The sequence below is a fragment of the Sediminicoccus sp. BL-A-41-H5 genome, from assembly GCF_050632405.1.
Lineage (GTDB): Bacteria > Pseudomonadota > Alphaproteobacteria > Acetobacterales > Acetobacteraceae > Roseococcus.
Genome location: NZ_CP192601.1, coordinates 3,426,717 through 3,438,854, shown reverse-complemented (window position 1 = coordinate 3,438,854; position 12,138 = coordinate 3,426,717). Strand labels below are relative to the sequence as shown.

Annotated in this window: 12 protein-coding genes; 1 reads left to right on the top strand and 11 read right to left on the bottom strand. The window is 70.0% G+C overall.

Features of this window, described 5'->3' with window-relative positions:
- Positions 1-4: 4 nt before the first annotated feature.
- From ACQ860_RS16880 to ACQ860_RS16830, 11 genes are all read right to left on the bottom strand, one after another.
- Positions 5-2,284: a DUF2235 domain-containing protein gene (locus tag ACQ860_RS16880; protein ID WP_431304497.1), complete on the bottom strand. Its 2,280-nt coding sequence runs from the start codon at positions 2,282-2,284 to the stop codon at positions 5-7.
- Positions 2,285-2,389: 105 nt separating this feature from the next.
- Positions 2,390-2,809 carry an SH3 domain-containing protein gene (locus ACQ860_RS16875; protein WP_431304496.1) on the bottom strand — a complete coding sequence of 140 codons (420 nt, stop codon included), beginning with the start codon at positions 2,807-2,809 and terminating at the stop codon, positions 2,390-2,392.
- On the bottom strand, positions 2,778-3,248 hold the full coding sequence (locus ACQ860_RS16870) for a hypothetical protein (protein WP_431304495.1): 471 nt from the start codon (positions 3,246-3,248) through the stop codon (positions 2,778-2,780). Before ACQ860_RS16870 ends, ACQ860_RS16875 begins: the two co-directional genes overlap by 32 nt.
- Before the next feature lie 41 nt (positions 3,249-3,289).
- Complete coding sequence (locus ACQ860_RS16865) at positions 3,290-3,661, bottom strand: DsrE/DsrF/DrsH-like family protein (RefSeq protein WP_431304494.1); 372 nt, start codon at positions 3,659-3,661, stop codon at positions 3,290-3,292.
- Positions 3,658-4,458 (bottom strand): HesA/MoeB/ThiF family protein, encoded by an 801-nt coding sequence (locus ACQ860_RS16860; RefSeq protein WP_431304493.1) that lies wholly within the window; start codon positions 4,456-4,458, stop codon positions 3,658-3,660. The genes ACQ860_RS16865 and ACQ860_RS16860 overlap by 4 nt, the downstream gene beginning before the upstream one ends.
- Before the next feature lie 70 nt (positions 4,459-4,528).
- The gene (locus ACQ860_RS16855; RefSeq protein WP_431304492.1) at positions 4,529-5,179 is read right to left on the bottom strand and encodes a class I SAM-dependent methyltransferase; all 651 of its coding nucleotides are present in this window, start codon (positions 5,177-5,179) and stop codon (positions 4,529-4,531) included.
- A 10-nt stretch (positions 5,180-5,189) separates the two neighbouring features.
- Complete coding sequence (locus ACQ860_RS16850) at positions 5,190-5,666, bottom strand: glutathione peroxidase (RefSeq protein ID WP_431304491.1); 477 nt, start codon at positions 5,664-5,666, stop codon at positions 5,190-5,192.
- Between the two features lie 16 nt (positions 5,667-5,682).
- Positions 5,683-6,858, bottom strand: coding sequence for a M20 aminoacylase family protein (locus tag ACQ860_RS16845; protein ID WP_431304490.1), 1,176 nt, complete (start codon positions 6,856-6,858; stop codon positions 5,683-5,685).
- Positions 6,859-6,870: 12 nt separating this feature from the next.
- A complete protein-coding gene (locus ACQ860_RS16840) occupies positions 6,871-7,725 on the bottom strand; it encodes a MaoC/PaaZ C-terminal domain-containing protein (protein WP_431304489.1) in 855 nt (284 codons plus the stop codon).
- Positions 7,722-9,812 carry an acetate--CoA ligase family protein gene (locus ACQ860_RS16835; RefSeq protein WP_431304488.1) on the bottom strand — a complete coding sequence of 697 codons (2,091 nt, stop codon included), beginning with the start codon at positions 9,810-9,812 and terminating at the stop codon, positions 7,722-7,724. Before ACQ860_RS16835 ends, ACQ860_RS16840 begins: the two co-directional genes overlap by 4 nt.
- A gap of 27 nt (positions 9,813-9,839) precedes the next feature.
- Complete coding sequence (locus ACQ860_RS16830) at positions 9,840-10,919, bottom strand: M20/M25/M40 family metallo-hydrolase (RefSeq protein WP_431304487.1); 1,080 nt, start codon at positions 10,917-10,919, stop codon at positions 9,840-9,842.
- A gap of 48 nt (positions 10,920-10,967) precedes the next feature.
- Between ACQ860_RS16830 and ACQ860_RS16825 the strand changes: the two genes are divergently transcribed.
- Positions 10,968-12,086: a threonine synthase gene (locus ACQ860_RS16825; RefSeq protein WP_431304486.1), complete on the top strand. Its 1,119-nt coding sequence runs from the start codon at positions 10,968-10,970 to the stop codon at positions 12,084-12,086.
- Positions 12,087-12,138: the final 52 nt, after the last annotated feature.

Below are 12,138 nucleotides of genomic sequence, written 5' to 3'. Positions count from 1 at the left end.
GGCGCTACGGCCCGGGCGGATGCGCGCGGGAGAGCAGATCCAGGGTGACCCGCGCCGAGCCCTCGTTGTTCCCGTAGAAATACCAGGTCAGGCCCCAGGGGACGGCGTCGTTCACGTAGAGGAAGAGCGGGCCGCCGCGCGGAGCCGTCAGCTCGGCGCGGTAGCGCAGCTCGGGCCCTTCGGAGACCAGGCGCCAATCGGGGGCCAGGCTCGCCGCCCCGCCCTCGCCGATGCGCGCCATCAGCTTGAACCAGGGCTCGCCCCAGTGGCGGCGCCAGGGCGCGGCCAGCGCCATGACGAGGCCGCCCGGCCGGGTCAGCCCGTTCGGCGAGGCGGGGATCGTGTCATCCAGCCAGGGCTGACCCGCGGGGATCGTCACCGTGACCGCATAGCGCGCGCCGGCCTCCAGCACCTCACCCGTGTCGTGGCAGATGCTGGATGGCAGGGGGGGCGGCGGCTCGGCCGGGCGCTCTGTGGTGCAGACATGCCCCCAGGATTGCGCAACGGACATCCCGCCCACGCTGACCAGCGCATCGGCGAGGCAAAGCGTGACCAGCCCGGCCGCGGCCGGCAGGACGCTGCGCCGCGCGACATTCCAGAAGGCGATGTAGCTCCCATGGGTCCGCAGCTTCTCGACCCAGGTGTTGATCGGGCCCACGGCAGCCGGCGGGGGCAGGTCGGGGGCGAGCGGCGGCAGGCCGGAATGGCTGGACCAGACCAGGCGCATCTGCTCCCGGATGCGCCGGTCGAGCCGGCTGCCGGCGAGATTCACGCCGAACAGCAGCAGGCCCGCGACCAGCAGCGTCGCCGGATTGGCCGCCGCCGTCGCCACCCAGCCGGAGAGCATGCCGGGCAGGAGGCCGCCCGCCGCCTGGATCAGGGGGGACAAGGCACAGGCGAAATCCGCGCAGCCTTGCGCCCCGAGCCAGAGGGGGAAGGCGGCGATGGCGAGGGTGATGGCGAGCGCGAGGAAGTAGGTGATGCGGCGCCACCAGACGAAGTTGAACACGCCCCGCCGGCCCTGCCGAAAAGCCTCGGGCTCGGGCCGCTTGCCCAGCCGCGGATAATCCGCGAGCGGCTGGTAGCCGCCACCCACGAGGGCGACCTTGAAGTCCAGCCTCGCGCTGATCGGCGCATAGCCGTCATGGCCGGTCTGGATGCGGCGCAGCACGCTCTCATGCAGCAGCGGCGTCTCGATCCACACCCGGAAGGGCGCGCCCTTGTGGCCGGGCTGGTCGCGCAGGATCTCGATGTCGCGCGGGCGGTAGCGGAAATAGCTGGCAAGGCCGCGCCGCGAATCATGGATGGGCGCGTTCTCGTCGGCGCGGGCGCGGATCGCCTGCCGGGCCTCGGGCCGGACGCGCACGCCATCCGGCCCCGGCATGGCCCGCTCGACCTCGGTGAGCATCCAGTCGAGCGTGACATGCGCCAGCCCGTCATCCGGATAGCCGCCGCCGACATCGGCATGCATGCCGGCGAACCAGACCTGGCGGATGCGGTCCTCACCCTCCCCCTCCTCGTTCCAGAGGCGGGGGTGGAAGGTCTGGCGCTGGTCATCGAGGGCGAGGGCCTGGCGCGCGCGGCGCACCTTCGGGTTCAGATTGGCGTCGGCCATGTTGAGCGGCAGGATGAAGCGATCGATCGCGCGGACCAGTTCCTCGATCGGCAGGCCATAGGCGTCCACCGTGTCCCAGACGCCCAGGAAGGCGATGCCATCGGGCATGACATTGTCAGACTTGTCATAGACCTTCACGTGCTTGCCGAGCGTGAGGCCATGCCAGCCCTGGAGGATGCGGTCCCGCAAGGGGCGCAGCCGGACGAAGAGCTGGCCCCGGTTGTGCCGTGCGCGCCGGTATTCGCGATAGGCGGCGCGCACGGCACGGTCGAAGGCCGCCTCGTCGCCCTGATGGCGCACGAGGCCCTGGCTCATGACGAGCCCGATGACGATGCGGATGGTGAAGGCGCCCCGGCTGAAGCCGAAGGCGTGGATGCGGTCCCCGTCCTGATAGGTGCGGCAGAGGAAGGAATAGATCTCGCGCACGTTGCGTGCGAGGCCGTAGCCGAAGGCGCCGCCGGCCAGCGCCAGGGGCCGGAAGCCGGAAACCCCGACGCCGTCGTCATAGAAGGCGAATTGGCGGGGCTCCAGCGGATCGGCCGGATCGGCGAGGTCGAGCGCCTCGTAGAGCCGGCGCACATTGGTCTTGAACAGGCTGGAGGCGCCGTTCCCCGTGCCATCCGAGAGGAGGATGATGTTGCGGGGCCGTTGTGGCGGGGATTCGGGCATCGGCAGCCTTCGGGACGGGCGAGGCTGTTACAGTCCCAGGCAAATGCGGCCCACGGCAACCCATTTCGCGGGAGGCCGGTGGCGCGGCCCCTACTTGATCTCCCCCTACTTGATCTCCTCGTCGGGCAGGACGCCGAAGATCTCGCCGCGCCTGATGAAGCCCCGGCGGTCCTGCACCTGCACCTCGCACCAGTCGCTGCCGGCCTCGCAGCCCCGGATGCGACCGATCACGCCCGGCTTGAGGCGCGCGACGGGGGCGGCTCCATCCTCGGCGCGGCGGCGCAGCGCGATCTCGGCGCTGGGCTCGCCGCGCACGATGAAGGTGCGGCGCCCCGGCTGGAGGTTGGAGGCGGCGAGCCAGCCTTCCGCGCCATCGGGGTCGCGGATGCGGCGCCACTGGTCATGCTCGCGGATGATCTGCACCGGCAGGTCAGCGCGCTGGTAGCGCCATTCGACCGGGAAGCGACGATCGGGGCCGACGCGCAGGTTCACGTCATTGGAGCGGAGTGCGGCGAAGCGCGGCATGGGCAGGCCGGTGACGCTGCCGATGGGCGGGATGGGCTCGGGCGGCGGCGGGGTGGCCGGCTGCGGGGGGGCGGCTGCGGCGCTGGCGGCGGCCTGCGGCTGCGGCGGCTGCGGCCGCAGCGGCGGCGCGGCGTTGCTGGGCCTGCTGGCGCTGCTGGGCGGCGGTGGGCGGCTGGCGCTGCGCGGTGTTGGGACGCGCGGCCTGGCCCTGCTGCGGGCGGGCGGCCTGACCTTGCGGCGGGCGCTGGGCCTGCCCCTGGGGCGGGCGGGCGGCGGGGCGCGGCGTGGTACCGGCGGCGGGGGCGGCGCCCGACGCGGCGGGCGGCGTGGTGGCGCGCGGCGGCGGCACGCTGCCCTGCCCGCCCAGGCTCGATTGCGCGGCCGCCCCGCCCGCGAGGGCGAGGACACAAAGCGTGGCAAGGGTGAGGCGGGCCGGCATCACCCCTCTGGATGCCAAGCCCGCCCGCGCCGGGTCAAGCGTCACAGCGAAATCACCTGCCCCCCGCCAACGGCGCCGAGGAAGGTGACGATGCCGGCCAGTTCGGTGCCGGGGGCCAGTTCCTCGCCATCGAGACCCTCGGCCTTCAGCCCGGCCTCGCAGGCGATGCAGCGCACATCGAGGGCGCGCGCGGCCTCCATCAGGGTGGTGATGGTGGCCACCCCGGCGCGGGCTAGGTCGGCCTCGCGCGGGTCATGCTCCAGGGGGGCGGATTTCAGCAGGAGGCGGCAGCCGGCATTGGTGGCGAAGAGCGTCACGGGCCGGCCGAGGGAGGCCGCTGCGGCGGCCAGCATCAGCGCGTAATGCGCCCGCTCATGCCCGCCGGAGATGAGCAGCAGGCCCAGCGCGTTCATGGCCCATGCGCCGAGAGGTCATGGATGGTGGCGTGCTCGCCGCAGAGGGCGCAGGCCGGGTCGCGCTTCAGCTTCACGGTGCGGAAGCGGGCATCCAGCGCGTCCCAGAGCAGGAGGCGGCCGGACATGTCTTCCCCGATACCCAGGATGAGCTTGAGGACTTCCGTGGCCTGCAAGGTGCCCATCACGCCGACCACCGCCCCCAGCACGCCCGCCTGGGAGCAGGTGGGGACCAGCCCTTCCGGCGGCATCTCGGGGTTGAGGCAGCGGTGGCAGGGATGCGGCGCGCCCTCATGCGCGCGGAACACCGAGAGCTGGCCCTCGAAGCGCAGCACGGCCGCGCTGACCAGCGGCTTGCCGAGCAGGTGGCAGGCATCGCCCAGCAGGAAGCGCGTGGGGAAATTGTCGGTGCCGTCGCAGATCACGTCGTAGCGGGGGATCAGCTCCTCCGCCGCCGCGCGGTCCATGCGGCGGGTGTGCAGCTCGAGCCGCACCTCCGGGTTCAGGCCGCGCAAGGCTTCGGCGGCGCTGTCGGTCTTGTGCTGGCCGAGGCGCGCGGTGCTGTGCGCGACCTGGCGCTGGAGGTTCGACAGCTCCAGCTGGTCATGATCCACCAGGCCGATGGTGCCCACGCCGGCGGCGGCGAGGTACAGCGCGAGCGGCGAGCCGAGCCCGCCCGCGCCCACCACCAGCACGCGCGCCTGGCGCAGCCGCGCCTGGCCGACCGCGCCCACCTCCTTCAGCAGGATGTGGCGCGAATAGCGATGCAGCTCGTCTTCGGTGAAATCGAGGTCCATGGCCGTCATATGGGGTGTTTCACGGAGCGGCGCGAGGGTGGCGAAAGGCCTGCCGGACGGCGATGCCCGCCTATTTGACGAAATCCACCACGAGCGAGACCGGCTTGCCACCGGCGCGCCGGTCATGCGGCGCGGCGCGCTTCACCCACATGTCGTATTCCGGGATGTCCAGCACCAGGGCGGTCGTCCGGTCCTGGAAGCCCTGCCACCACTGGATCTGCCGGCAATGGCGCAGCGTGGAGCGCTGGATCAGGGCATAGAGGGAGGGGTAGGTCGGGAACCAGAGATGGGCATTGCCCCCTTCGGCGAATTCGACGAGGCGCCCCCTGCCCTTGCGGTCGAAGCGGACGCTGCCGCCCATCCTGAGGTCGCAGAGGATGCGCCCCTCCTCATCGAAGACGCAGCGGCTGAGCAGGAAGGGCGAGTTGTAGTCGGGCAGGCTCAGGCGGAAGCGCCCGCCGGGGACGAGGACGCGCATGATCTCGTCCAGGATGGGCGGCAGCGCGTCATAGGGGATGTGCTCGAAGACATCCTGCGACTGGATGCGCTCGACGGAATTGTCAGGGACCGGCAGCGGATCGCGCGCGTCATGACGGATCTCGCGCTCATGCAGCGGCTCGAGCGCGAGGCCGATGAAGAGGCCGGAGGCATATTGCCGCTCATCCTTCGGCAGGTTGCCGAAATAGAGGTATTTGCCCGCCAGGATCGCCGCTGCGTCCATGTGCGGGGGCCTAGAGCAACGCCTCGATCTCGCGCTTCAGCGCCTCGGGCTTGGTGGTGGGCGCGTGGCGCGAGACGACCTGCCCCTGCTTGTCCACCAGGAACTTGGTGAAGTTCCACTTGATGCCGTCGCCCAGGATGCCGCCCTTCTGCTTCTTGAGGAAGGTGTAGAGCGGGTGGGCGTCGGCGCCGTTCACCGCGATCTTGGAGAAAATCGGAAAGGTGGTGCGGTAGCTGGTGTCGCAGAAGGCCGCGATCTCGGCATCGGTGCCGGGTTCCTGCGCGCCGAACTGGTTGCAGGGGAAGGCCAGCACCTCGAAGCCGCGGGGGCCGTATTGCTCCTGCAGGGCCTGGAGGCCCTTGTATTGCGGGGTGAAGCCGCATTTCGAGGCGACGTTGACGATGAGCAAAGCCTTGCCGGCATAGGCGGACAGGCTCTGCTCCGTGCCGTTGCCGAGCTTGGCGGTGAAGTCATGGACCGTCGTCACTTGGGTCTCCCTCAGGTCAGCCGTGGCCCAGCTGCTGCTCCACCAGGCGGGCGAAGCAGCTGGCGCCGATCGGCAGCAGCGCGTCGTTGAAGTCATAGCGGCCGTGATGCACCGGCACATTGCCATGCTCCGGCGTCATCTGGCCCAGAAGCATGAAGGCGCCAGGGGCCTTCTCCAGATAATAGGCGAAATCCTCGCCGGCCGTGAGGGAGGGCAGGTTGGTCATGATCAGCTCGTCGCCCACCACCTCCCGCGCCGCGGCCTCGAAGGCCGAGGCTTCCTCCACCGTGTTGATGGTGGGCGGGTAGGAACGGCGGTAGTCGAGGCTCACCTCCACGCCATGGGCGGCGGCGATGCCCTGGACGGTCTGATGGAAAAGCTCATCCATGGCGCGGCGGGTGGTGGGCTTGAGCGTGCGGATGGTGCCGCGCATCAGCACCGTCTCGGGGATGACGATCTGCGAGGTGCCGGCCTGGAACTGGCCGATGGAGAGCACCACCGTCTCATGCGGGTCCATGCGGCGGCTGACAAGGTTCTGGAGCGCCGTGTAGATCTGCACGGCGCAGGGCAACGGATCGAGCCCGCGATGCGGTTGCGCGGCGTGGCAGCTGCGGCCGGTCAGGGTCAGGTCGAAATAATCCACGGCAGCCAGCACCGTGCCGGGGCGGATGGCGGCGGTGCCGAGCGGCAGGTCATAGGCGTTGTGGATGCCATAGACCTGGTCGCAGGGGTATTTCTCGAAGAGCCCGTCGCGCAGCATTTCGGCGGCACCCGTGAGCCCTTCCTCGGCCGGCTGGAAGATGAGGTGGACGGTGCCGGAGAAGTTGCGCGTCTCGGCGAGATACCGGGCCGCACCCAGCAGCATGGTGGTGTGGCCGTCATGCCCGCAGGCATGCATGCGGTTGGGGATGGTGCTGCGATGGGCGAATTCGTTCAGCTCCGGCATGGGCAGCGCGTCCATGTCCGCGCGCAGGCCGATGGTGCGGTTGCCCGGCCGCCTGCCGCGAATGACGCCGACCACGCCGGTGCGGCCCAGGCCACGCTCCACCTCGATGCCCCAGGATTCCAGCTTCTCCGCCACGATCCCGCTGGTGCGGACCTCCTCGAAGCCGATCTCCGGGTGGGCGTGGAAGTCGCGGCGCCATTCCGTCATCTCGGCGTGGAATTCGGCGATGCGGGGGATGGGCTGCATGCGTGAGGTTCCTCAGGCGAAGCGGAAGAGGCCGTTGCTGACCACGACCACGTCGCGCTCCACGACGCGGGCGCGGAAGGCGGCCCCGCCGGGACGATGCCAGATTTCCGTGCGGATCGTCTCGCCTGGATACACCGGCGACGAGAAACGCAGATCCATGGTGCCGAAGCGCGTGGTGTCATAGTCGCACAGGGCCCGCATCAGCGCGTGGCAGACCACGCCGAAGGTGCAGAGCCCGTGCAGGATGGGGCGCGGGAAGCCGGCCTTGGTGGCGACCTCGGGGTCGATGTGCAGCGGGTTGAAGTCGCCGTTCAGGCGGTAATACGCGGCCTGTTCGGGGCGGGTGGGCAGGTCGAGCACCAGGTCGGGCGTGCCCTCGGCCTCCGGGTGCGGGGCCTTCACCGGGCCCGCGGGGCCGCCGAAGCCGCCATCGCCGCGGGCGAAGGTGGTCATCGCGACGGTCGCGAGCTTTTCGCCGCTCGCGGCGTCGCGGATCACGCGCTCGGAATAGATCAGCGCGCCCTTGCCGGGGCCGCGATCCACCAGGCCCGTGACGCGCGAGGTGCCGATGATCTCGCCGCTCACCGGCAGCGGGCGGTGCAGGGTGAGCGACTGCTCGCCATGCACGACGCGCACCCAGTCCACGCCAGTATCCGGCGCCTTGATCCAGAAGCCGGGATAGCCGAGCACCACCGCCATGGAGGGCATGGCGGTGAGGCCGGGTTCATAGGTGAAGGGAAGCTGGCGCAGATCCATCGGGTCCTGACCCAGGCCGATGGAGAGGTTGTAGAGCGCCACATCCTGCCAGCGCAGCGTCTGGCGGATTTCCGGGATGGGGTAGGCGAGGAGCTTCTCGGCGATGATCATTCCCCGATCTCCAGCACGGCATCGGCGGCGAAGGCGCCCTCGCCTTCCGGCAGGACCAGCAGCGGGTTGATGTCCACGGAAAGCAGGCGCGGCCCGGCGGCGACGGCGAAGGTGGAGAGATTGGCCAACGCGGTGGCCAAGGCTTGGACGTCCGCCTTCCTGCGGCCACGCACGCCGTCCAATAGAGGAAAACCCTTGAGGGAGCGGATCATCGCCTCGGCCTCATCCACGCCGAAGGGGCACCGGCGGAAACTCACATCCTTCAGCACCTCGATGAAGATGCCGCCCAAGCCCACCATGGCGACGGGGCCGAAGACCGGATCACGCACCAGGCCCAACGCCATCTCGACCGCACCCTTGATCTGCTTCGCCACCAGCACGCCCTCGATGCGCGCACCGGGCGCGCGCTCGGCGGCGCGGGCGAGGAGCGTGGCGAAGCCTTCGCGCACCGCGGCCTCGCTGGCGATGTCGAGCAGCACGCCGCCGATCTCGCTCTTGTGCAGGATGTCAGGGCTCAGGATCTTCAGCACCACGGGGAAGCCGAATTCCCGCGCGGCGGCGACCGCCGCTTCGACATCGGCGCAGGCGCGTTCCGGCACGGCGGGAATGCCGGCGGCGGCCAGGATGCGCTTGCCCTCGGCCTCGGTCGGCGTGGTGGAGGGCAGGCTGACCTGCGGCAGGGCGGGTGTGGCAGGCGTCGCGCGGGCGAAGGCCTCGCCGAAGCGGCCCATGGCGTGGAGTGCCACGACGGCGCGCGTCGGGTCCTCGAAGATGAGGAAGCCGTCCTTCTCATATTCGCGGATCATGTCCCGCGGCGCGATGATGGAGAGCGCCCAGAGACGGTCCTGGTGCTGGTCCGCCACCGCCTTCATCTGCGCGCGCAGCTTGGGGGCGACGGATTTGGACGCGCCCACCTGCGTGAAGAAGCCAAGGCAGGAGGTGTAGCCGCCATCCACCACCATCGCGGTCGCGAATTCGCCGATGAGCTCGGTCTGGTTGATCGCCTGGGCGGTGCAGTCCACCGGGTTGCGCGGCGCGCAGAAGGGCACGAAGCCGCGCAGCCGATCCTGCGCCGGCTGCGGCATCTCGGGCATCTCGAAGCCGATGGATTCGGCGACGTCCGAGATCAGCACGCCCGCGCCGCCCGAGACCGTCACCACGCCCAGCGTGTTGCGGACGGGGTAGATGCGCTTGGTCGCCGCATAGGCGATGTCCAGCAGCTCCTCCGTATTCCGCGCACGAACCACGCCGAATTCCTGCAGCACCGCATCCGTCACCGCGTCATCACCCGCGATGCTGGCGGTGTGGGATTGGGCGGCGGCCTGGCCCAGCGCGCTGCGGCCCACCTTCATCATCACGATGGGCTTGCGGTTGCGGCGCGCGAGGTCCAGCGCGGCCAGGAAATTCTTGCCCTCACGGATGCCTTCCGCATAGGCGCAGATCACGTCCACATCGGGGCTTTGCGCCATCCAGCCCAGCACGTCGCTCAGCGTCACCTCGGCCTCATTGCCCGTGGTGATGCAGATCTGCGTGCCGATCTCGCGGTCGCGCGCGATGGAGTAGAGATGCGTGCCATAGGCGCCGGATTGCGAGGCGATGCCGATGCGCCCGGGCAAGGGCCAGCCGCTCTCGAAGCTGGCGGAGAAGGTCGCGTAGAAATTGATCGCGGAGTTGAACAGGCCGAGGCAGTTCGGGCCCATCAGCCGCATGCCGTGCTTGCGGGCGCTGGCCACCATCACATCCTGCGCGGCGGCACCGCCCGCATCCATCTCGGCGAAGCCCGCGGTGAAGACGATGGCGCCCTTGCAGCCGCGCGCGCCCAGATCCTCCACGGCCTGGAGCGCCGCCTCGCTCGGCACCGCGACGATGGCGACATCCGGCGTCTCGGGCAGGCTGTTCACATCGGCGTAGCTCTTCAGCCCCTGCACCGTCGGGCGCTTGGGGTTCACCGGGTAGATGGCGCCCTGGAAGCCGCGCTGGAGCATGTAGGAGATGGGGCGACCGCCGATGCGCACGGGCTCGTCCGACGCCCCGATGATGGCGATGGAGCGCGGATTCACCACGGGGTCGAGCGAAGAGAAATCCATGTTGTTCGTTTCCTCGGGAGTCGGTTTTCAGCCGGCCAGAAGGCTCTGGAAGATGGGGACGGCGCGGTTGAGCTGATCCAGCGCCACGCATTCATGCGGGGTATGCGCCGTCTCGATGGGGCCGGGGCCGAGGACCACGCAGGGCGCGATGGCCTGGAGCTCGGAGGCATCGGTGCCATAGGGCGCGGTGCGGGCGGCCTCACCCGTGATGGCACGGGCACGACGCACCAGCGGATGGTCCAGCGGCAGTTCGGGCGGGTGGCCCTCATGCGCCTCCTCCAGCGTCAGGCCGTTGGCGCGGGCGGCCTCGCGCATCGCCAACAGCACGGGGCTGGGGTCGATCTTGTGGCTGTAGCGGAACTTGATGCGGGCCGTGGCCTTGGCGACGGTCACGTTCACCGCGGTGCCGTGGTTGTCCACCACCAGGTTGAAGTCGCTGAAGACGGGGTCATAGGCCGTGTCCTGCAGCGACGGATCGTTCCGCAGCCGCTCGAACATCGCCTTCACCTCGACCAGGAAGGGGATCAGCGCCCAATTGGCATTCAGGCCCTTGCCGGTGGAGGAATGGGCCTGCACGCCCTCGGCCGTCGCGGTGAAGGCGATATGGGCACGGTGGCCGCGCACCGGGGTCAGGCTGGTCGGCTCGGCCACGATGATGCCGGCCAGGCCCGCCTTCTGCGCCAGCTTCGACTGCCCGGCGATGATGCGCGCCCCCTGCTTCGTCGTCTCCTCATCGGTCGTGATCAGCAGTGTGGCGCGGGGGGCGGATCTGGCGGCGATGATGCAGGCGGCGACGGCGCCTTTCATGTCCACAGAGCCCAGGCCATGCAGCACGCCATCGCGGATCGCGCCGCTCCAGGGGTCGTCCGTCCAGCCGGTGGCGGGGACCGTGTCCATGTGGCCGGAGAGCGCCAGCCCGCCGGGGCCGCCGCGATGGGCGACGAGCGCGCGCTTGGCCATGCCGGCACCGTCCACGTAATCGAGCCGTTCGATCTCGAAACCGGGGAGTTCGGCCTCGATGCGCTCGGCGACAGGGAGGTTGGAGAGGTGGCTGCGGCTGTCCATCCGCACCAGGTCGGCCGCGAGGCGGGCGAGTTCATGTTCCATGGGGGGCGAGGCTTGCCCGAAGCGGGCTTGCGCGCAACCCTGGGCGGCATGACCTCCTATCTCGATCCGCGCTCGGGCCGCACCTATCCGCTCGAAACCCCGCGCTGGTGCGGCGATGACCGCACCCCCCTGCTGCTGACGGACCTGCCGGGAATCGGCCGGGATGACATTGCGACCGGCGTGCGCAGCATCTGGCGCTATGCCGCCGCGCTGCCCTTCCTGCCGCAGAAGCCGATTTCCATGGGCGAGGGCTGCACGCCGCTGATGGAAATGACCCTGGGCGAGAGCACCGCATTGCTGAAATGCGAATGGTTCATGCCGACCGGCAGCTTCAAGGATCGTGGCGCCTCGGTGATGCTCTCGCTCCTGCGGGAGCAGGGGGTGACTTCGGTGCTGGAGGACAGCTCGGGCAATGGCGGCGCCGCGGTTTCCGCCTATGCGGCGGCGGGCGGGATGCAGGCCACCATCTTCGTGCCGGCCAGCACCAGCCCGGCCAAGACGGTGCAGAGCCGCGCGGCGGGGGCCCACATCACGCTGGTACCGGGCTCGCGCCAGGATTGCGCGGATGCGGCGGAGCGCGAGGCGGAGCGCATCTTCTACGCCAGCCACAACTGGCAGCCTTTCTTCCTGCAGGGCACCAAGAGCCTGGCCTATGAGCTCTGGGAGGATTTCAACTTCCAGGCGCCGGACAATGTGATCGTGCCCTGTGGCGCGGGATCCAATGTGCTGGGCTGCTTCATCGGCTTTTCCGAGCTGCTGCGGGCCGGGCAGATCAGAAAGCTGCCGCGCATCTTCGCGGCGCAGCCGGCGAATTGCGCGCCGATCGCGCGGGCCGCGCTGGGGCTGGACCCCGTGGCCGCGCAGCCGACCATCGCGGAGGGCACGGCCATCGCCCAGCCGCTGCGCACGGCTGAATGCCTGCGCGCGATGCGCGAGAGCGGCGGCGGCGCCGTGATGCTGGCGGAGGATGAGATCGCCGAGGCTTCGCTGATGCTGGCCAGGCGCGGCGTCTATGTGGAGCCGACCTGCGCGCAGGCGGCGGCCGCCTTCGGCAAGCTTCTGGCCTCGGGCAAGATTGCGGCCCGCGAGAGCACCGTGGTGGTCCTCACCGGCACCGGCCTGAAGTCCACTCCCCGTTATGCGGAGCTTCTGGGGGTGGAGGTCTGAGTTGCCGCAGGGGTCCGGGGAGCCCGTGGCTCCCCGGGTTTTCTTGACTTTT